The sequence below is a fragment of the Methylobacterium sp. AMS5 genome (assembly GCF_001542815.1).
Lineage (GTDB): Bacteria > Pseudomonadota > Alphaproteobacteria > Rhizobiales > Beijerinckiaceae > Methylobacterium.
Window position 1 is genome coordinate 2855204 of sequence record NZ_CP006992.1, and the last position, 20511, is coordinate 2875714.

General features: G+C 69.1%; 17 protein-coding genes. 10 read left to right on the forward strand and 7 right to left on the reverse strand.

The features are described 5' to 3' along the window. Positions 1-167: 167 nt before the first annotated feature. The 5 genes from Y590_RS12735 (at position 168) to Y590_RS12755 (ending at position 5247) form a co-directional block, all read left to right on the forward strand. Positions 168-1931 carry a type I secretion system permease/ATPase gene (locus Y590_RS12735; RefSeq protein WP_060770169.1) on the forward strand — a complete coding sequence of 588 codons (1764 nt, stop codon included), beginning with the start codon at positions 168-170 and terminating at the stop codon, positions 1929-1931. Then, a complete protein-coding gene (locus Y590_RS12740) occupies positions 1931-3277 on the forward strand; it encodes an HlyD family type I secretion periplasmic adaptor subunit (RefSeq protein ID WP_060770170.1) in 1347 nt (448 codons plus the stop codon). The genes Y590_RS12735 and Y590_RS12740 overlap by 1 nt, the downstream gene beginning before the upstream one ends. A 152-nt stretch (positions 3278-3429) precedes the next feature. Beyond that, positions 3430-3555 carry a type B 50S ribosomal protein L36 gene (gene ykgO, locus Y590_RS12745; RefSeq protein WP_003601867.1) on the forward strand — a complete coding sequence of 42 codons (126 nt, stop codon included), beginning with the start codon at positions 3430-3432 and terminating at the stop codon, positions 3553-3555. Positions 3556-3632: 77 nt separating this feature from the next. Then, positions 3633-4241: a tetratricopeptide repeat protein gene (locus Y590_RS12750; RefSeq protein ID WP_060770171.1), complete on the forward strand. Its 609-nt coding sequence runs from the start codon at positions 3633-3635 to the stop codon at positions 4239-4241. Positions 4242-4251: 10 nt separating this feature from the next. Continuing rightward, entirely contained in the window at positions 4252-5247 is a 996-nt protein-coding gene (locus Y590_RS12755) for an alpha/beta fold hydrolase (RefSeq protein ID WP_060770172.1), read from the forward strand. Between the two features lie 51 nt (positions 5248-5298). On the opposite strand, the gene pyk is transcribed toward Y590_RS12755, so the two are convergent. Continuing rightward, positions 5299-6735: a pyruvate kinase gene (gene pyk, locus Y590_RS12760; RefSeq protein ID WP_060772279.1), complete on the reverse strand. Its 1437-nt coding sequence runs from the start codon at positions 6733-6735 to the stop codon at positions 5299-5301. 368 nt (positions 6736-7103) lie between these two features. Between pyk and Y590_RS12765 the strand changes: the two genes are divergently transcribed. Next, positions 7104-7961 carry an outer membrane protein gene (locus tag Y590_RS12765; RefSeq protein WP_060770173.1) on the forward strand — a complete coding sequence of 286 codons (858 nt, stop codon included), beginning with the start codon at positions 7104-7106 and terminating at the stop codon, positions 7959-7961. 335 nt (positions 7962-8296) lie between these two features. Here Y590_RS12765 and Y590_RS12770 read toward each other — a convergent pair whose 3' ends face one another. Both Y590_RS12770 and Y590_RS12775 read right to left on the reverse strand, forming a co-directional pair. After that, entirely contained in the window at positions 8297-8752 is a 456-nt protein-coding gene (locus Y590_RS12770) for a DUF1036 domain-containing protein (RefSeq protein ID WP_060770174.1), read from the reverse strand. Between the two features lie 52 nt (positions 8753-8804). Then, entirely contained in the window at positions 8805-10118 is a 1314-nt protein-coding gene (locus Y590_RS12775) for a glycerate kinase type-2 family protein (protein ID WP_060770175.1), read from the reverse strand. A 242-nt stretch (positions 10119-10360) separates the two neighbouring features. On the opposite strand from Y590_RS12775, the gene Y590_RS12780 reads away from it, so the two are divergent. The 3 genes from Y590_RS12780 to Y590_RS12790 all read left to right on the forward strand — a co-directional run bounded on the left by Y590_RS12780 (position 10361) and on the right by Y590_RS12790 (position 11897). Continuing rightward, on the forward strand, positions 10361-11134 hold the full coding sequence (locus Y590_RS12780; RefSeq protein WP_060770176.1) for an N-formylglutamate amidohydrolase: 774 nt from the start codon (positions 10361-10363) through the stop codon (positions 11132-11134). 58 nt (positions 11135-11192) lie between these two features. After that, positions 11193-11525 carry a DUF1244 domain-containing protein gene (locus Y590_RS12785; protein WP_060770177.1) on the forward strand — a complete coding sequence of 111 codons (333 nt, stop codon included), beginning with the start codon at positions 11193-11195 and terminating at the stop codon, positions 11523-11525. Positions 11526-11630: 105 nt separating this feature from the next. Then, positions 11631-11897: a DUF2312 domain-containing protein gene (locus Y590_RS12790; protein WP_003601858.1), complete on the forward strand. Its 267-nt coding sequence runs from the start codon at positions 11631-11633 to the stop codon at positions 11895-11897. A 106-nt stretch (positions 11898-12003) separates the two neighbouring features. Here the strand turns inward: Y590_RS12790 and Y590_RS12795 are convergent, their stop codons facing one another. The 4 genes from Y590_RS12795 to Y590_RS12810 form a co-directional block, all read right to left on the reverse strand. Beyond that, the gene (locus Y590_RS12795; protein WP_060770178.1) at positions 12004-12786 is read right to left on the reverse strand and encodes a glutathione S-transferase family protein; all 783 of its coding nucleotides are present in this window, start codon (positions 12784-12786) and stop codon (positions 12004-12006) included. Positions 12787-12835: 49 nt separating this feature from the next. Beyond that, positions 12836-14326 carry a peptidoglycan L,D-endopeptidase MepK gene (locus Y590_RS12800; protein ID WP_060770179.1) on the reverse strand — a complete coding sequence of 497 codons (1491 nt, stop codon included), beginning with the start codon at positions 14324-14326 and terminating at the stop codon, positions 12836-12838. Positions 14327-14561: 235 nt separating this feature from the next. Continuing rightward, the gene (locus Y590_RS12805) at positions 14562-16502 is read right to left on the reverse strand and encodes a L,D-transpeptidase family protein (protein ID WP_060770180.1); all 1941 of its coding nucleotides are present in this window, start codon (positions 16500-16502) and stop codon (positions 14562-14564) included. Positions 16503-16749: 247 nt separating this feature from the next. Beyond that, positions 16750-18240, reverse strand: a complete 1491-nt coding sequence (locus Y590_RS12810; protein WP_060770181.1) for a sigma-54-dependent transcriptional regulator — start codon at positions 18238-18240, stop codon at positions 16750-16752. 328 nt (positions 18241-18568) lie between these two features. Here Y590_RS12810 and Y590_RS12815 point away from each other — a divergent pair, with 328 nt between their 5' ends. After that, positions 18569-20446: a M3 family oligoendopeptidase gene (locus Y590_RS12815; protein WP_060770182.1), complete on the forward strand. Its 1878-nt coding sequence runs from the start codon at positions 18569-18571 to the stop codon at positions 20444-20446. The last annotated feature ends 65 nt before the right edge of the window (positions 20447-20511 follow it).

A 20511-nucleotide genomic window follows, 5' to 3' on the forward strand; every position in this document is an offset into this window, starting at 1 on the left:
TAAGAATATATTCAACATACCCATAGTTACAAAGGTGTAATCCGTTCTGATGAGAGCACCTATGCTGAAATTTGGTCGCATTTTTAATTATCAACACGCTCACTCAGCACGGGTCGCGTGGCGGTCGGAATGGCGGCGAATCCGGACCGCGGGCAAAGGGGGCTACGATGATGAACGTTGGGCGCGACAAGAACGAGATCGCCGCCGCCCTGGCGCGATGCAAGACGGCCTTCATCGGCGTGGCCGTGATGAGCGGGCTGGTGAACATCCTCTATCTCACCGGCTCGTTCTTCATGCTCGAAGTCTACGACCGGGTGATCCCGAGCCGCTCCGTGCCAACCCTGATCGGCCTCGCGGCCCTCGCACTCGTGCTCTATGCGTTCCAGGGCGTGCTCGAGGCCCTCCGCGGTCGGATCCTCGCCCGCATCGGCGCCGCCCTCGACGAGGCCCTGAGCGGGCGCGTGTTCGATCTCGTCGTGCGCGCGCCGCTCAAAGGGGCGAACCAGGGCGACGGCCTCCTGCCGCTGCGCGACCTCGACCAGATCCGCGCCTTCCTCTCCGGTTCCGGTCCTTCCGCCTTCTTCGATTTGCCCTGGATGCCGGTCTACCTGCTGATCTGCTTCCTGTTTCACCCGCTGATCGGCGTCGCCGCCCTCGTCGGCATGGGCATTCTCGCCGCCCTGACCTTCCTGACCGACCGCGCGAGCAAGGGCCCGACGCGGGCCGCGACCGGCCACGGCATGCGCCGCAACGGTCTCGCCGAAGCCGGCCGCCGCAATGCCGAGGTGCTGGCCGCCATGGGCATGCAGGAGCGGCTCGCCGCCCGCTGGGCTCTGGCCAACCGCGAATACATGGAGGCGCATCAGGCCGTGGCGGATGCCGGAAGCGGCTTTGGCGCCGGTTCCAAGGTGTTCCGCATGGCCCTGCAATCGGGCGTGCTCGCGCTCGGCGCCTGGCTCGTCATCCACAACGAGGCCAGCGCCGGTGTCATCATCGCGAGCTCGATCCTCGTCTCCCGCGCGCTCGCGCCTGCGGAGCTCACCATCGCCAACTGGAAGGGTTTTGTGGCCGCGCGGCAAAGCTGGCATCGGCTGTCGGAGCTGCTGGCCCGGATGCCGCAGGGCGAGCGTCCGCACGCCCTGCCGGCGCCGGCTGAGACCATCACCGTCGAGGCCGCCAGCATCGCCCCGCCCGGCACGCCGCGCCTCGTGGTGCAGGATGTGAGCTTCGGCCTCAGAGCGGGGCAGGGGCTCGGCATCATCGGCCCCTCGGCCTCCGGCAAGTCTTCCCTTGTGCGCGCCCTTGTCGGCGTCTGGCCGCCGATCCGCGGAAAAATCCGCTTCGATGGCGCCGCGCTCGATCAATGGACGAGCGGCGACCTCGGCCCGCATATCGGCTTCCTGCCGCAGGAGGTCGAACTCTTCGCCGGCAGCGTGGCCGAGAACATCGCCCGCTTCGAGCCGCAGGCGCCGGCCGAGGCGATCATCGCGGCGGCCAAGGCCGCCGGCGTGCACGATCTGATCCTGCGGCTGCCGGAGGGCTACGACACCCGCATCGGCGAGGGCGGCACGGGCCTCTCGGCCGGGCAGCGCCAACGGGTCGGGTTGGCGCGGGCTCTCTACCGCGAGCCCTTCCTCGTGGTGCTCGACGAGCCCAACGCCAATCTCGATGCCGAGGGCGAGAACGCCCTGACGCAGGCGATCCTCGGCGTGCGGCAGCGCGGCGGCATCTGCGTCGTCGTCGCCCACCGCCCGAGCGCGCTCGCCGCCCTCGACCTGATCCTGATGATGGCCGACGGCCGCGCCCAGGCTTTCGGGCCCAAGGACGAGATCCTCAAGCGCGTCCTGCGCCCGGCGCCAGCCCCCGTGCCGGTCGCCGCCGAGCCCGCCGCCCCGCAATCCGCCGTGCCTTCGATCCGTGAGAGTGCCTGATGTCCGCGACCCTCACCCCCCTCAACGTTCTCCCCCCGGCGCTGCCGCGGCCCGTCGCCCATGGTTCGATCCGCAGCCACCTCACCGTCGCGATCGGCCTCTCCGCCGCCCTCGTCCTCGGTGTCGGCGGCTGGGCCACCTTCACCGAGATCTCGGCCGCGGTGATCGCGCCAGGCCAGCTCGTGGTCGAGACCGACGTGAAGAAGGTGCAGCACCCCACCGGCGGCGTCGTCGGCCAGCTCCTGGCGCGTGAGGGCCAGCGGGTCGCGGCCGGCGACGTGTTGATTCGTCTCGACGAGACCCAGACCCGGGCCAACCTCGACATCGTGCTCAAGGCCATGGACGAACTCTCCGCCCGGCGCGCCCGCGACGAGGCGGAGCGCGACGGGCTCAAGACCATCGCCTTCCCGCCCGATCTCGTCGCCCGCATCGACGACGATCCCAGCGTCGCCCGGCTGATCGACGGCGAATCGCGCCTGTTCGCCTCTCGCGTCGCCGGCCGCGAGGGTCAAAGGGCGCAGTTGCGCGAACGCGTCGAGCAACTGCGCCAGGAGATCGACGGGCTCACCAAGCAGGCCGCGGCGAAGGACCGGGAGATCAACCTGATCGGCCACGAACTCGGCGGCGTGCGCGACCTCTATGCCAAGAACCTCGTGCCGCTCTCCCGCGTCACCGCCCTGGAGCGCGACGCCGCCCGACTCGAAGGCGAGCGCGGCCAGCTCGTCGCCTCGACGGCCTCGGCGCGCGGCAAGATCGCCGAGACCGAGCTGCAGATCATCCAGATCGACGGCGAGATGCGCACCGAGACCGGCAAGGATCTGGCCGAGATCCGCGGCAAGTGGTCGGAGCTGCGCGAGAAGCGCGTGGCGGCGGAAGACCAGCTCAAGCGGGTCGAGCTGCGCGCGCCGCAGGACGGCTTCGTGCATCAGATGAGCGTGCACACGGTCGGCGGCCTCGTCGTGCCGAGCGAGCCGGCGATGCTGATCGTGCCGGCCTCCGATCAGTTGCTGGTGGAGGTGCGGGTGCAGCCGCAGGACATCGACAACGTCCGGCTCGGCCAGAAGGCGGTACTGCGTTTCCCCGCCTTCAACACGCGCACGACGCCGGAGATCGACGGCGAGGTGACCCGCGTCTCGGCGGACGTGACCCAGGACGTCAAGACCGGGCAGAGCTACTACACGGCGCGCATCCGCATCCGCGAGGACCAGAAGGAGCGGCTGAAGGGCCTGCGGCTGGTGCCGGGCATGCCGGTCGAGTCCTTCACCCAGATCGGCGAGCGCTCGGTCCTGTCCTATCTCACCAAGCCGCTCACCGACCAGATTGCAAAAGCGTGGCGGGAGCGCTGACAATCTTGCCTCACAGGCGCGTTGTCTGATAAGGCGACCGCCTCCCCGCGATGTCGCTGATGTCATCGCCGGAGCGTCCCCGTGGCGCTCCGTTCCTTCGAGACACTTGAACAACAGGCGGCCGGTCTCGAATCCGTGCCGATGTGAGACCGATGAAGATTCGCAACTCGCTCAAGTCGCTGCGCGGCCGTCACCGCGATAACCAGCTCGTGCGCCGCAAGGGCCGCGTCTACGTCATCAACAAGACCCAGAAGCGCTTCAAGGCCCGCCAGGGCTGATTCCTCGGTGCCGCGATTCGCACGCGGCACCGAAGCGCGTTGACGGGAGCTGGGTTCGGGGTGGAAGCTCCGGACCTATGGACGCTCGCCGCACCTCACTCCTGACCGCCCTTTGCCTCGGCCTCGCGCTCGTAGGCAGTGCGTCAACCGCCAGCCTCGCGGCAGCCGATAAGGCGCGGCCGGAGAAGGAGCGCAAGGCGCATCCGCCGGTCAGTCTCGACGATCTCTACGCCCGCCTCAAGCAGGCCGAGGACGAGACCGAGGCCAAGGCCGTCGCCACATTGATCGAGCGGCGTCTCGGCCGCTCCGGCAGCGCGACAGCCGACCTCCTTTCCGATCGTGCCCGGCAGGCGATGAGCGGCAACGACCTGCCGCTCGCCGTCGAACTGATGGATCGCTCCGTTTCCCTCGAGCCGAACTGGTCCGAAGGCTGGAGCCGGCGCGCGACCCTGTTCTGGCGCCTGTCCGACACTGCGACCGCCATTGCCGACCTGCAGCGCGCGCTTGTGCTGGAGCCGCGCCATTTCGAGGCCTGGGCCGCGCTCGGCAAGCTCTACCTTGCTCAGGACGACAAGGGCCGGGCCCTCGACGCCTTCCGCCGGGCGGAAGCGCTCTACCCGCAATGGGACGTGCTCAAGAAGGCGATCGAGCGTTTGACACCCGAAGTGCAGGGACGCGATCTCTGATTCGCGTCCCGTGAGCCTCGCCGAACCTCTCCGCCTCGCCGCCGGCCTGCTGGCATCGGCCTTCGGCCTCGTCGCGCTGCTGCTCCTCTGCGCCGCGGTGGCGACCCGGCTGATCGCGTGGCGCGTCGAGGCACGCTATCCGGCGGCCGACCAAAGCGTCGCGATCGCGGGAGGCCGGATCGCCTATCTGGAGGATGGGCCCGAGACGGGGGCGCGAGGCACGGTCGTCCTGCTCCACGGCGCCTCGGCGAACGCCTATGACCCGATGGAGGGCGTTGGTCGGCACCTCGCCCGATCCGGCTTTCGCGTCATCGCCTTCGATCGGCCGGGCTACGGCAATAGCGACCGAATCAGCGGCGCGGACGCCGCCTCACCAGCCTTCCAGGGGCGGGCGCTGGGACAGGCCCTCGATCGACTCGGCACCGGGCCGGTGATCCTGCTCGGTCATTCCTGGTCCGGTGCGCTTGCGCTGCGGATGGCCCTCGACCGGCCCGAGCAGGTGGCTGGCCTCGTCCTCGTGGCGCCCGTGGCCATGCCGTTTCCGTCGCGTCCGCTGCCTTGGTGGGCGCGAATCGCCTTGGCACAGCCGGTGACGTGGCTGCTCACCCAGACCGTCGCCGTCCCGATCGGCCTCTCCTACCTGCCCTCGGTCGGGAGAAGCGTGTTCAAGCCGGAAGCACCGGTCGAGAACTACATCGCGGCGAGCCGGGCGCCGCTGATTCTCCGACCGGGTCCGGCGCTTGCCAACATCCGGGATCTCGCCGGACTGCCCGCCGCGCTCGCCGAGCAGGCGCCGCGCTACGAAAACATTGCCGTGCCCACCGTGATCGTGGCCGGCGAAGCCGATCCCGTCGTCCAAACCCGCCTGCAGACCGATCCGCTGAGCCGGGCGATGCCGCATGCCCGGCGCGTCGTGCTGCCGGGCGCCGGGCATATGCTGACCTACACCGCCCCCGACACGCTCCTGCGCGAGGTCGAGGCGTTACCGGAGGCGATCGCGCGGTAGAACCGCCGCGCGATCCAGCGTCCGCCTGGATACGATCTCCGGGTGGACGCGTCAGGCCCGCTCGGCGTGCTCGCGGGTGACGAAGGCGATGCGGACCATGTTGGTCGCCCCCGGAATGCCGAACGGCACGCCGGCCACGATGATCACCCGGTCGCCGATCTCGGCGAAGCGCTCGCGCACCGCGAATTTCGCGGCGCGGAAGGCCATGTCGTCCACGTCGCTGGCATCCTTGGTGACGATCGGGTGCACGCCCCAGGCCATGGTGAGGCGCCGCGCCGTCTCGCGCTTCGGCGTCAGCGCGATGACGCTGGCATTGGGCCGGGCGCGCGCCAGCCGCAGCACCGTCGAACCCGAATGGGTCCAGGCCATGATCGAGCGCAGGCTCAGCGCCTCGACGATCTGGTGGGCCGCGGCCGCGATGGCGTCGGAGGCCGTCGGCTCCGGCTCGGAACGCTGCGCCATCAGGATCGACCAGTAGAGCGCGTCGCGCTCCACCTGCTCGGCGATGCGGTTCATGGTGCCGATCGCCTCGACCGGAAAGTCGCCGGCGGCGCTTTCGGCCGAGAGCATCACCGCATCCGCGCCCTCGTAGACGGCGGTGGCCACGTCCGACACCTCGGCGCGGGTCGGCACCGGCGAGGTGATCATCGATTCGAGCATCTGCGTCGCGACGACGACCGGCTTGCCGAGCCGGCGCGCGCCACGGGTGATGCGCTTCTGCACACCCGGCACCTGTTCGAGCGGCATCTCGACGCCGAGGTCGCCGCGGGCGACCATGATGCCGTCGGAGATCTCGATGATCTCGTCGAGGCGGGTGAGTGCCTGCGGCTTCTCGATCTTGGCCATCACCAGGGCACGCCCGGCGGCGACCTTCTTGACCTCCGCCACGTCTTCCGGGCGCTGCACGAAGGACACCGCGATCCAGTCGGCGCCGGCCGCGAGGCCCGCTTCCAGATCACCGCGATCCTTCTCGGTCATCGCCGGCACCGGCAGCACGGTGTGGGGCAGCGACACGCCCTTGCGATTCGAGATGCGGCCGCCGACTTCGACACGGGTGACCGCACGCCCCTCGCTCACCTCGGTGACGACGAGGCGAAGCTTGCCGTCGTCGATCAGGATGCCGTGACTGGGCTCCAGCGCCGACAGGATCTCGGGATGAGGAAGGAAGACGCGGTCGGTATCGCCCGGCGTCGGGTCCGAATCGAGCACGAAGGTCTGGCCGTTCTCGAGCACGGCCGCATCGCCCACGAAGGTGCCGAGCCGCAGCTTCGGCCCCTGAAGGTCCACGAGGATGCCGATGGGGCGCTTGGCCTCGCGCTCGATGGTGCGGATCACCTCGATGCGTTCGGGCAGCTTCTCGCGAGCCAGATGGCTCATATTGATGCGGAACACGTCCGCACCGGCGTGGAACAGCTTCTCGATCATCTCCGGCGTGTCGGATGCCGGGCCGAGGGTGGCGACGATCTTGGTGCGGCGCGAGCGCTTCAAAGGGGCCTCCATCAGACCCGCTGGACCCGCAGGGCGCGTTGATCGCGTGCGGGAACGGCCCGGCGGATGGGTGGCGCGCGGGCGGGCGCCAATGGCCGGACGGGGGCTTGGCGGCCACAAGCATCCCCCGGCCCGCGAGGTCAAGGCCGGAGCATCGACGCATTTCGAACAGAGGGCTGATACGGGAACTTTTTCGTCGGCTCGCCGTTCGTCGCTGTTAAACTTTCCGAGATCTAGGCGTTTACGCGCTACCCAACGCAACTCTGGCGTTATCGACGCTGTGTGTTGCTGGAAAGTCATAGGCAGCTTGGCCGTCTCGCTGGTAACTTAGCCCTCGAAATCAGCATTCTTCGAAGGCGCACCCCATCGTGATCAGAGCTCTCCTCCTGGGCGGCACCGCAGCGCTCGTGAGCACCGCCGCGCTCGCCGCCGATCTGCCGCGCCGCGAGGCTCCGCCGATCGCGTTCGCACCCATCCCGGTCTTCACCTGGACCGGCTTCTACGCCGGCCTGCACACGGGTTACGCGTTCACCGACAACCCGAACATCCAGACCCGCGGCAACGATCCCTTCACCGCCAGCAACGTGACGCTCGCCCGTCGCCCCGCTTCTCTCAAGAGCGAGGTCGATGGCTTCTCCCGCATCGGCGGCGGCTTCGGCTACAACCATCAGTTCACGCCGGGCGGCGGCTTCGTGGCCGGTCTGGCCTTCGACGCCACCTGGCTCGACCTCGACAAGCGCACGGGCTTCTACGGCGCGCCGAACCCCACCGTCGGCAACGCCAGCGTCTACACGCAGAACCTCGACTTCCTCGGCACCGTCAACGGCAAGCTCGGCTACGCCTTCGACCGGTTCTTCGTCTACGGCACCGGCGGTCTCGCGTTCGGCCATGTCAGCTACGGCGCGGACTTCTTCAACCCGGGCGCCACCGTCCTTCAGTACACCGGCGGCGGTCGCAAGATCTTCGAGACCGGCTACAACTACGGCGGCGGCATCGAGTACGCCATCCCGGTCGACAGCTTCCTGAACTACTTCTCGGTCGGCCGTTGGCTCGGCATCAAGTCCGACGTGACGATCAAGGCGGAGTACATCCGCTACGATCTCGGCAGCCGCAACGTGCTGATCAACCAAACCGCGCCGACCCCGCCCGGCTCCTACACCTCGCGCTTCGCCACCGAGGGCAGCCTGATCCGCGCCGGCTTCAACTACAAGTTCAGCGGCCTCTAAGCCTCGAACCCCATCGACCGACGACGTTCAACGGGCGCCTCCCACGAGGCGCCCGTTTTCGTTTGGGCCGGTCCGATCGGATGTGGCCGCGGAGAACAGCACTCTTCATCCATCTGGATCGCGGGCTCACGGTGGCTCGATTGCAAGGCCGCCGTTGGCGATGGCAGGGCGTCCGTTCCATGCCGCGCGTAAACTCGCAGCCGACATGCCGGCCGCGGTGCGAGGGGATGTCGCTCCCGCACGGCGCGAGGCCTCAAGGGTCGGCGCGCGACAGCACCGATACAAATCGAAGTGGCTGGCCCGGTCGCGCCGCGAATCGCGGCGCGCGGCCGTCTCTACGGACCGCCGGCCAGAGGTTGGCCCGGATCGGAGAGCTGGATCGTCCAATTCCGCTGCTGGCCGGTATCGACCTCGATGAAGCCGTTGCGGTCGAAGCCGCGGGCCAGACAATCCTCGACACCGCGGATGGTGAAGGCGGTGTCGCGGGTACACATCATGGCGCGCCCGCTCCACTCGCCGCCACGACTGTAATCGACGGCGAAGAGATAATAGAACTGCGCCGCCAGCGAGCCCTTGAGCAGGGTCTCACAGTTGCGCGGCTTGAGATCCCACCAACCTTCCGTCACCCAGCCCTGCGCATCCCGGTAGCCCAGGGTCACGCCGACCTTGCTGGCGGTCTGGTTGCACAGGCGCAGATCGGCCGAAGCAGGGAGGGGGAGGAGTGCGGAGGCGGCGGCGCACAGCCCGAGGACGGCCCTGCGCAGCGAGCGCGCGCTCGCTTGTGTCTGCATCGTCTTCGTCCAAAAGTCGGTGGCGACCTTTTGGGACGATGCTCCCGAGAACTCAACCGACGAGGATGACGCGGCAATCGTTGACATTGGTCCGAGTGGGGCCCGGCTGAACGAGATCGCCGATTGTCGCGAAGAATCGCGTCGAATCATTGTCGAGCAGCATCGCTTTCGGATCGAGCCCTACGGCCTGGGCGCGGGTCAGCGTCGTGGCATCGACCAAGCCGCCCGCGGGGTCGGTCGCCGCGCCGCGCCCGCCATCGGTGCCGTCGGTATCGGCGGCGATGCCGGCGATGCCCTCAGCTCCATCGAGCGCGATGGCGAGCGCCAGCGCATATTCCTGATTGGGTCCGCCATCGCCCTCGCCGCGAATGGTGACGGTGAGCTCGCCGCCGGAGATCAGGGCGACGCGACGCCCCGCCTGCCGCGCGTCGAGCGCAAGCCGGGCATGTTCGGCCGCGACCTCGCGGGCCTCACCCTCGAGATCGGAGCCCAGCATCACCGGCTCGTAGCCGGCCCGCCGCGCGGCCTCGGCCGCCGCCTCGAGGGCGTCGATCGGCCGGGCGATGATGCGGTACTCGGCCCGGGCGAAGGCCGGATCGCCCGCCTTCGGCGTCTCGTTGGCCGGATCGTTCAACAGGGCGAGCGCGGATTCGGGCAGGGTGATGCCCCGGCGTTCGCAGATCGCGCGGGCATCGGCCAGGGTGGAAGGATCGGGCACGGTCGGGCCGGAGGCGATCACGGAAGGGTCGTCGTGCGGCACGTCGGAGATGGCGAGCGTCAGGATCGACTTCGCGTTGCGCGCCGCCACCGCGAGCCGCCCACCCTTGATGCGCGAGAGGTGCTTGCGCACGGCGTTGATCTCGCTGATCGGCGCACCCGAGCGCAGCAGCGCCTTGGTGATCGCCTGCTTCTCGCTGAGCGTCAGGTTGCCGGCGGGCGCAATCCAGTTCGCCGAGCCGCCGCCGGAGAGCAGCACCAGAACCTCGTCCTCCGGGCCGGCGCTCGCGGCGATGGCGAGGGCTTCCTTCGTCGCCTCGATGCCCGCCGCATCGGGAACCGGATGGCCGGCCTCGACCATGCGGATGCCGGGGGCCTCCTCGCCGTAACCGTGGCGGGCCACGGCGAGACCGACGATCCGATCCTCCGGTACCCCGTGTTCCTGGCGGTAGAACCGGCTCGCCACCGCGGCCATGCTGCCGCCGGCCTTGCCCGCACCGAGAATGATGAGCCGCCCCGGCGTCGGCGCCGGCAGGTGCCCGACGAGGCACTTGCGCGGATGGGCGGCGGCGATCGCCTCGTCCAGGATCGACGAGAGGAGGGCGCGACGCTCCGCGTGGGCCGGATCGGTCGGGGCAGGGGCGGTCATGGGCGTCCTCGCGCGGTTCTTGACGGTTCTTGTTTGTGCGTTTGCTTGCCCGAGCGCTGCCGTGTCGGCAAGCCTTCGCGGTTTCACAAAACTTTCGGGCGCCGGAGCATTCTTTTTGACCCCGGCACCATCCTTGCTCGCCGGTTTACACATCGCCCTGTTACGCAGCGCCCTGCGCATGACGGGTCGGCGGTGAGAGCCGCGCCCCTTTCGATCTTGCCGAGGCGGCCCAGATAAGCGCCATGCTGTCCCTTGAACCCGAGACCGAAACCCGCCCCGAACACCCGATCGAACGCATCGCGGGCGATGCGTCCCTGGGCCTCCTGCTCGTCTGCGAACATGCCTCCAATGCGGTGCCGGAGGATCTCGGTCGACTCGGCGTGCCGGAAGCCGAATTCTCCCGTCACATCGCCTACGATATCGGGGCCGCCGAGGTGACGCGCCGGCTCGCCGCCCGGCTCGGGGTTCCGGCGGTGCTGACGCAGTTCTCCCGGCTCATCATCGATCCGAACCGGGGCCGGCGCGATCCGACTCTGGTGATGCGGCTCTCCGACGGCGCGATCGTGCCCGGAAACGCCCGGATCGACGCGGCCGGCATCGCCGAGCGGATCCGCCGTTTCTACGTGCCGTTCGACCGCGCCGTGGACGAGGCGGTCGGCCGGTCGGAGGCTGCAGGCGTGCGTCCGATGTTCGTGACGATCCACAGTTTCACGCCGTTCTGGCGCACCGTCGCCCGGCCCTGGCAGGTCGGCGTCCTCTACGATCGGGATGCGGGGCTGAGCCGCCTGCTGATCGAGGCGCTCAAGGCCGATCCGGCCGGCCTCTGCGTCGGCGACAACCAGCCCTACGGCGGAGGCCTGCCCGGCGATACGATCGACCGGCACGCCACCGTCCGCGGCCTGCCCAACGCGCTGATCGAGATCCGCCAGGATCTGATCGACGGGCCCGAGGGCCAGGAGGAATGGGCGCAGCGCTTCGCCCGCATCCTGAGGCCGATGCTGCGTCCGCCCGCTTGACGGAAGGGGATCGCAGGGCGACCTCTGCGTGATCCCCTCGACAGCGAAAGCCGCCCCCATGACCGAGCCCATGACCGGTATCACGACCGGAATCGATTCCGCGACGCAGACCGAGTTGGAGGCGGCCGTGTTCCGCCGCCTCGTCTCGCACCTGCGCAACCGCACCGATGTGCAGAACATCGACTTGATGAATCTCGCCGGCTTCTGCCGCAACTGCCTGTCGAACTGGCTGAAAGACGCGGCCGACGAGCGCGGCCTCGCTCTCTCGAAGGATCAGAGCCGCGAGCACGTCTACGGCATGCCCTACGAGGAATGGAAGCAGAAGTACCAGACCGAGGCGGGCCCCGAGCAGCAGGCGCGCTTTTCCGCCGCCCAGACCGGCGGTCACTGAGGGGAGCGTCGGCATCAACGAGCAGGTAAGGTTGATGCCGTAATCCCCAGGCATCCGGCGTGGGTCCTCGGACGCACGCCACCCCTCGCGTGAAGGAGCGCTGCCATGGCCGCCTCGCCTGCCCCTGCCGTCGACCCGTCCTCGGTCGCCGCCGACCAGCTCAAGAGCATCATCGAGCGCATCGAGCGTCTCGAAGAGGAGAAGGCCGGCATCGCGGGCGACATCAAGGATGTCTACGCCGAAGCCAAGGCCAACGGCTTCGATGTGAAGGTGCTGCGCAAGATCATCTCCCTGCGCAAGCGCGACCACGACGAGCGCCAGGAGGAAGAGGCGATCCTCGAACTCTACCTCCAGGCACTCGGCATGGCGTAGCCGTCCGCCGTCATCGCGAGGCGGAGCCGAAGCGATCCCATGCGGTGCCCTTACCGGGGGTTATCACGCCGTTGGATGGCTTCGCCCCGCCGCGACGGACGCCGGGTCAGCCCTCCGGCCAGGGGAAGCGGATGTTTCCGTCACGCAGGCCCGCCAGCACCACGTCGATTCCACCGGACTTCACCATCCATTCGAGCCTGTGGTCGCGATATTCCCGGCGGCGCCCACCCGTCGTGTAGTGATCCGAGGCGGCGGCCATCTTTTCCGCCGCAGCATCGAACTCCGCGAAGGTCGCCGCCGCGGATGGCCTTTCCCGAACTCGGGCGTGCCAACGGGCGAGCGGTGCGTTGGCCTCCGGCCCCAGGCCATAATGGACCGAGCGGTTGACCATCGGGGCCGCCGCCGCATCGGCCCAGCCGAAATCGTTTCCGCCGAACCAGTCGGCCGCGCCGAGACGTGCCGTCAGCCACGCCTGAAGCGTGCGGGTCTGCGCCGCCGCCCGCCTCCGCAGGTGATCGGCCAGGGCGCCGGTGGCGCGGCCGAACCACAGCACTTCGCCAAAACCCCAGTTCACCGCCTCATACTGCGTGTCGCAGACCTCCTCGGTCAGCCGGGCGAAGGCGCGGGCAGCGGGATCATGGGGTAGAAGCGGCGGATCGGGCCACCGCTCCTCGACATATTCGAGGATCACGGTCGATTCGAAGATCGAGACATCGCCATCGACCAGCACCGGCACCTCGGTGCGGGGGTTGGCGGCGGCGAAAGGCCCTTCGCTGCGTCCGGTGCCGAAGCTTCCAGGGATCTCGGCCGTGAACGGCACGCCCTTCTCGCGCAGCGCGATCTTGATCTTCTGAGCGTAGGACGAGAGCGGGTGCTCGTAGAGCAGCATCGGGAGCCTCGGTCGGATTCCTCCGAACGTGGCGCGGACGGCTCGGGCGTCAACGGGCGCCGGCCGGCCCTTGGGTAGCGGAGCCGGTGAAGCGGGCAGCGGACAACGCCATCGGTTCGGCCGAGAAGCGTCCGCCCAGAGCCTCGACCGAGGCGATGTGGAACGCCTCCGCGGGCAGCGCCTCGTCGGGACGCGGACGCGCGAGCGCCACGCGGACGAAAGCCGTCGGCGCGGCCGGCTCCGACACACCCTGAACCGCGGCGAAGAACAGGCCGCGGACCTGCTCGCGCGGGTCGGCATCCGCCGGCACCAGACGCGCCTCGACGGTGGCCGGCTCCGGCAAATCGGTGGCCGTCTCGCTCTCCGCCTGCGCGACGTGAACCATGCCGCCCAGGCCCTCGCCGTTGAGAGAGGCGAGCTGCACCGGGCGCTGCGGCGGCAGCGGAATGGTGAGGGCGGTCGCGACGACGGCGAATTCCGAGGGACGCCGCGGCGGCAGCGGCGCGACCACTGCCTGATCCGCCTCGCCGGTCAGCAATTCCTTCGCCGAGGCGCCGTCCCGGCGCAGGCTCGTCGCGCGCAAGGCCTCGGAGGCGGCCGGCGCGGCATAGGCCATCGCCGCTGTCCCATCGGTCGGATCGGCGCTGGCGACCGCGATGCTCGGCTTGGCCCGAGCCTTGGACGGCATGGCGGCGCTGGCGAGTGCGGCCGGCGGCGCGTCGGTCCCGCCGCTGCCGCCGAAGAGCGAGGCGAAGAAGCCTTTGAGCCCCGGCCCCTCGCCGACCTCGTCGGCGCTGGCAAGTGCCGTGTAGCCCAGCACCGTGCCGCCGCGGGACAGGATTTCGGCGCGAGCCTCCTCATAGCGGGCGAGCGGCTTGCCGTCGGCGGGAAGGTGGACGGTCTTGCCGTCCGGGAACAGGCGGGCGAGCTGGTCGTGGCTCATGCGCGGCCAGGATCGAACCGAGCCGACATCGAGATGCACGAAGGGCGAGCCGGAGCGGGGATACCAGCCGACGCCGCCGCGCTGCATCCGCATGCCGACCGCGCGGATCTGGTCGATCGAGGCGTCGGTCATGAAGAAATCCATGGCCTTGCCGAGCATGTGCTGGCTGGTGTCGGCGACGCCTGAGGAACGGCGGCGCAGCATGCCATTGGTCTTCGGGCTGCGGTAGCCGCAGACGATACGCAGCGGCGCGGTCGAGCCGACGGAGCGCTGCGCCTCCCACACCACGTCGAACAGGCGCGGGTCCATTTTGACCGATTCGTTCTCGCGCCAGTCGCGCATGAGCCAGTTGATCTGGTCGAGGGCGGCGCGGTCGTAGCGTCCATCGCGTTTGAAGGTGACGTTCAGCGTCTCTCCCGTGTGCTCGTGCACCATGGAAAGGCTGCGGGTGTCGCCGTTGGCGACCGCGTCCTGGGTCTCGACCGTGCCGGCGACGAGCAGGGCGGCCATCGCGCCGGCGGCGGAAGCAAGGCGCTTCAGGCGTGGGGAGGGCGAAGTGCGGTTCGAGGACAGGCCGTCCCGGATCGTGCGCAGCATGGTCCTCACCCCACGAAACGGCGCGGCATCGGCGATGCCGCGAGGCGCAAGGATGGCCGAGGACCGGAAAGGCGGGTCGTCGGGGCCCGTGCTGCTCACCGTCTTTCAAAGACGGCTACGGGCCAACCGTGGCAAAAAAGAGCCTTACAAGAGCCAAGCGTGATCTCGGGCCCGCGCTGTCCCCAGCCGAGTGACGGTGCCCGTAACCCAGTGGGGATGAAGCGCGACCGGCGGCCTACCAGTAGCTGCGCGGCGGATACGCGTAGCTCGGGGCGCTCTCCGGCTCGCCGAACATGTCCGACGAACGGCGGGGGGCGGCGCGGCGCTCGCTGCGCACCGCCTCGCGCGCCACGGCCTGGCGCGGGGCTGAGCGAGCGGCCTCGGCACTCGTGCGCTTCTCCTTCGCAGGCCCCCTCGCCACGGCATCCGGGCGGGCGGCGAGCCCCAGCGCGACCTTCATCGGCCCATCGTAGCCATAGAGGTCCGGCAGGGTGCGGTAGGAGCCGAGATCGTCCACTTCCGCCGTGAAGTAGGCGAGGTGCACCGGCAGCTTCTCGGGCAGGCGCAGCGTCCGCTCGCCCTTGCCGATCAGCTTCTTGAGGCGCTCCTGCGTCCAGTTCGGCAGCACCGCGTCGGCGAAACGGAACGGGTCGTCCACGCGCACGCAGCCGTGGCTGAAGGCGCGGGTCGAGGCGGAGAACAGCGAGCGGTTCGGGGTATCGTGCAGGTAGACCGCGTGCTGGTTGGGGAACATGAACTTGATGAAGCCGAGTGCGTTCCGCTCGCCCGGCGGCTGGCGCAGGGAGATGTTGCCGCCCCGGCGCACCACCTCGAACCCGGCGGTGCGGCCCGAGGCCAGCATCTGCTTCAGGATCGAGGGCGGCACGTACCAGGACGGGTTGACGACGGCGTATTCCATCATCCCCGAGAAGGTCGGCGTCGGGCTCGTCGGCTTGCCGACGATGACCCGGGTTTCGTCGCGCAAGCGCCCGTCGCGAAACACCTTCAGCTTGAATTCGGGCACGTTCACGAAAACGTAGTTCGGCCCGAGTTCGGGCGGCAGCCAGCGCCAGCGCTCCATGTTGACGAGGAGGTCGGCCTCGCTCGCGCTCGTCTTCGGCACGCTCGCATCGGCGAGTGCCGCGACGGTGGCGCGGGTGAGCGTCCCGCTCGCCGGGAGGCCACGGCTGCGCTGGAAGTTCTTGACGGCATCGGCGACGGAGCGGTCGTAGGCATCCGCCTCGCCCGGCGCTGAATCGAGGGTGCCGGCGGCGCTCGCGTCGAGGCCGAAGCGGCTGCGCAGCAACGGCACGCGGGGGTCGCTCATCCCGAGCTTGAGCACAGGCCCGTCGGGAAGCTTGACGCTCGGCGCCCCTTGCGTCCGGCCTGCACGCAGGCCGGCGAGGCGCTTCTTCAGGGCGAGGTAGCCGGGCTGGCGCGGATTGTAGCTCTGCAGCACCTCTCCGGCCCCCGCGCCCGAAGCGGCGAGACGGGTCAGCACCGTGTCGGCCGGCGGCAGGTCGAGGGTGGGCGTGATGAGCCTCGAGATCGCCGCCGGGTTCACCCGTCCGCCGCGGGCGTCGCGGGCGTAAAGGGCGAGCGCGGCCGAGAGCTTGAGGTCGGCCTCGGCGATCTCCGCATCCGTGTCCGGGCGGCTGAGCTTGCCCACCACCGGAACGGGATAGGCATTCGGATCGAGCCCGTCCTCGCCCGCTTCTCGCAGGCGGGCGATCGCCGCATGGGCGGCGGCATTGAAGGCCCGGTTCTCGATCCAGACCGGCTTGAAGTTGCCGAGCGCGTAGAAGGCCTGGATCGCCTCGCGGTCCTTGCCGGTCAGCCGTTGCAGCAACGGCGCGGTGTCGTTGAGGCGCGCATAGAGTGCGGCCGGAAGCGGCTCGCTCGGCGCGACCGGGGCCGGTGGCCCTTCGGCCGCGGGGGCCGGCTCTGCGGAGGGCGCAGGCGCATCGGCGGTCGATGCCGCGCCGTCGGAGGCGTCGGGCGTGACCACCGGCTCGCTGGCAATATCGACGGCGGCCTTACGGATCACGACGCCTGACTCCGTCGCGGCAGGCGCTTCCTCGGCACGGGCCGGGGCTTGGCTGAAAGCGAGGAGGGCTGCCAGCGCGACGGACAGAGTCCGCGCGATGCCCGTTCCGGCTTCCGATGCAGCGCGCATGTCGGCAACTCCCTGGATACGGCCGAGAATGCCGCAGCTCTGCTTAAAGATCATCGACCGAAGCACGGCCGTGCGCAACCACACGACCACATGCCAAGGCCAGGCCGGAACCTGAAGGCGAATAGCCGAGGCAAGCGCATCGTCGTTGATATCGGATCGAAGACGATGCGCGTGCCTCTTGTTTTCGCATCGTCCTGAAAGCCGGCGACCCCCTTTCGGGACGATGCTTCGAACGAGGGTTCGGGCCTCAGGCGGCGTCCTCGGAACGCTCCCCGTCGTCGAGGCCGAGCTCCTTGAGTTTGCGATAGAGGGTCGATCGGCCGATTCCGAGGCGTCGGGAGACTTCGGACATTCGGCCGCGGTAGAATTGCAGGGCGAAGCGGATCACCTCCGCCTCGACCGCTTCCATCGTCTTCATGTCGCCGGTGTCCTCGACGACGAGCGACATGGCGTGGGGATCGCGCACCTCGACGCGGACGATCTCCCGCACCGGTTCGAGACCGCCCGCGGGCAGGGAGGCCTGTGTCGGCAGCGGCGGGATGCGCACGTCGAAGCCCTCGACCTGTGCGGCGATCTGCGGAAACTCCGCCACCGTCAGCTCGTCGCCGTCCGCCAGCACGACCGCGCGGAACAGGGCGTTTTCCAGCTGGCGCACGTTGCCGGGCCAGGGATAGCGCGAGAGCAGCGCCATCGCCTCGGCCGTGATGCCGCGCAGGCGTTTGCCCTCTTCCGCCGCGAACCGCGCGCAGAACGAGCGCACGAGGTCCGGGATGTCCTCGCGCCGCGCCCGCAGCGGCGGCAGCGTCATGGGGAAGACGTTGAGGCGGTAATAGAGATCCTCGCGGAATTTGCCCTGCTTCACGAGGTCGAGCAGCGAGCGGTTGGTGGCCGAGATCAGGCGGATATCGACGCGCACGGCGCGCTTGCCGCCGACGGGATCGACCTCGCCCTCCTGCAGCGCCCGCAGGAGCTTCACTTGGGCGTCGAGGGGCAGCTCGCCGATCTCGTCGAGGAACAGCGTGCCTCCCGAGGCCTCCACGAACTTGCCGACATGCTTCTCCGTGGCGCCGGTGAAGGCACCTTTCTCGTGACCGAACAGGGTCGATTCGACGAGGTTCTCGGGGATGGCCCCGCAATTGACGGTGACGAAGGACTTGCCGCGCCGGTCGCCCGAGCCCTGAATCGCGCGAGCCAGCACCTCCTTGCCGACCCCCGATTCGCCCTCGATCAGGACGGGAATGTTCGATTTCGCCGACCGCTCGGCCAGCCGGATCACCCGCTCCATGTCCGGGCTCTTCGAGGCGAGATCCTTGAAGCCGAGCGCGCCCGAGGCGCGGCGGCGCATCCGGCGCACCTCCTCCTCGAGCTGATCGACCCGCAGGGCGTTCTTGATCGAGACCTGGAGCCGTTCGGCACCGGCCGGCTTGACCACGAAATCGACGGCCCCCGCCCGCATGGCGTTCACCACCGCGTCGATGGAGCCGTTCGAGGTCTGCACGATGACGGGGGTATCGATGCCGCTCTTGCGCATCTCGGCCAGCACGCTCAGCCCGTCCATGCCGCCGGGCATGACGAGATCCAGCAGCACGACATCGACGCTCTCGCCGCCGCGCAGGAGGTTCAACCCGTCATGGCCGTTCTCCGCGATCTGTGCCTGGAAACCGAGGCGACGCACCATCGCCTCGGCGAGGCGACGCTGCACGGGATCGTCATCGATGATGAGAACGGTGGTCGACATGCGGGGCGCCTCGCTTTCCGCTCGAGCCGGCCGCGAGCCGACCCGGCCTCCAAGAGGAGACCAGCGGCGCATGGCGGCGGCTGTTTCGTTTCGAGGCACAGGGTCGCCCAAGAGCGTAAAGCGCCGCTTAACGACGCTCGAATTTAGCCCGCACGGCGCTTCCAACGACATGACGGCGCATCGAGGGGCGCGTTCCGTCGGCGCTCACGGAGCCGGGATTGCGCAGCGCGGTTGATCGTGACGGTCCTGCGCTCGATATCTGACCCTGGCCGCGCTGGCGCGCCCGATGCCGAAGCGGCGGTCCACCACGTCGAGGAAACAGCACATCATGTCGAGCCGAGCCGTTTTCGCCGCCCTGTCGCCGGACTTGCCGAGAGGGGCCGAGGAACTCGCGGCGGTGCGCGGCGCGCTGCAGGCGGCCGATCTCGGCGTGCTGCCGGAATGGGACCTCACCGACCTCTATCCGAGCATGGACGCGCCGGCCTTCCGCGACGATCTCGACCGGGCCGAGGCCGAGAGCCGGGTTTTCGCCGAACGCTACGCGGGCCGAATCGCCGAGATCGCGGCCGGGCCGGATGCCTCGTCCATCCTCGGCGAGGCGGTGCGGACCTTCGAGCGGATCGAGGATCTGATGGGGCGGCTGATGTCCTATGCCGGTCTCGTCTATTCCGGCGACACGACGGACGAGACCCGCGCCAAGTTCTACGGCGACACCCGCGAGCGGCTGACCACGGCCTCGGGCGACCTGCTGTTCTTCGGCCTTGAGTTGAACCGCGTCGAGGATGCGGTGCTCGACGCGGCGATGACGGACGGGCCGCTGGCCCATTACCGGCCCTGGATCGAGGATCTGCGGCGCGAGAAGCCGCACCAGCTCGACGACCGCACGGAGAAGCTGTTCCTCGACAAGTCGGTGACCTCGAACGCCGCCTGGGACCGGCTGTTCAACGAGACGATCGCCTCGCTCCGCTTCTCGGTTCAGGGCGAGCGCCTGACGCTGGAGCCGACGCTCAACAAGCTTCAGGACTCGGACGGGGCGGTGCGCCAGGAGGCGGCGCAGGCGCTCGGCGAGACCCTGCGGGCGAATCTGCGCATCTTCACGCTGATCACCAACACGCTGGCCAAGGACAAGGAGATCTCCGACCGCTGGCGCGGCTTCAAGGACGTGGCCGATGCACGCCACCTCTCGAATCGCGTCGAGCCGGAGGTCGTGGCCGCCATGGTCGAGGCCGTGCGCGCGGCCTATCCGCGGCTCTCGCACCGCTACTACCGGCTCAAGGCCAAGTGGTTCGGTGTCGAGGCGCTGCCCTATTGGGACCGCAACGCGCCGCTGCCGAAGGTCGAGCAACGCACGATTCCCTGGGCCCAGGCCCGCGACACGGTGCTGGAGGCCTACGACGCCTTCTCACCGGATATGGCCGGCATCGCCAAAAAGTTCTTCGACGGCGGCTGGATCGATGCGCCGACCCGGCCCGGCAAGGCGCCCGGCGCCTTCGCGCATCCGACCGTGCCCTCCGCCCACCCCTACGTGCTGGTGAATTACCAGGGCAAGCCGCGCGACGTGATGACCCTCGCGCACGAACTTGGCCACGGTGTGCATCAGGTGCTCGCCGCCCCGAACGGTGCTCTGATGGCGCCGACCCCGCTGACGCTGGCGGAGACCGCGAGCGTCTTCGGCGAGATGCTGACCTTCCGGCGGCTGCTGGGCCAGACCACGGACCCGACCCAGCGCCGGGCGATGCTCGCGGCCAAGGTCGAGGACATGATCAACACGGTGGTGCGCCAGATCGCGTTCTACTCGTTCGAGCGGAAGGTCCACCTCGCCCGCGCCAAGGGCGAGCTGACGGCCGAGCAGATCAACGAACTCTGGATGTCGGTGCAGTCGGAAAGCCTCGGCCCGGCGATCACCCTCGATAAGGGCTACGAGCCGTTCTGGGCCTACATCCCGCACTTCATCCACTCGCCGTTCTACGTCTACGCCTACGCGTTCGGCGATTGTCTCGTGAACTCGCTCTACGGCGTCTACGCCCGCGCCGAGCCCGGCTTCGTCGAGCGCTACTTCGCCCTGCTCTCGGCAGGCGGCTCGAAGCCCTATGGCGAATTGCTGGAGCCGTTCGGGCTCGACGCCAGCGATCCGGGCTTCTGGCAGATCGGCCTCGGGATGATCGAGGGGATGATCGCGGAGCTGGAGGCGATGGAAGAGAAATAGATCCACTACATAGCACAGCGCAACGTTGACTGAATTCAGCGTTGCGGGCGATCTCTGTGCCTCCA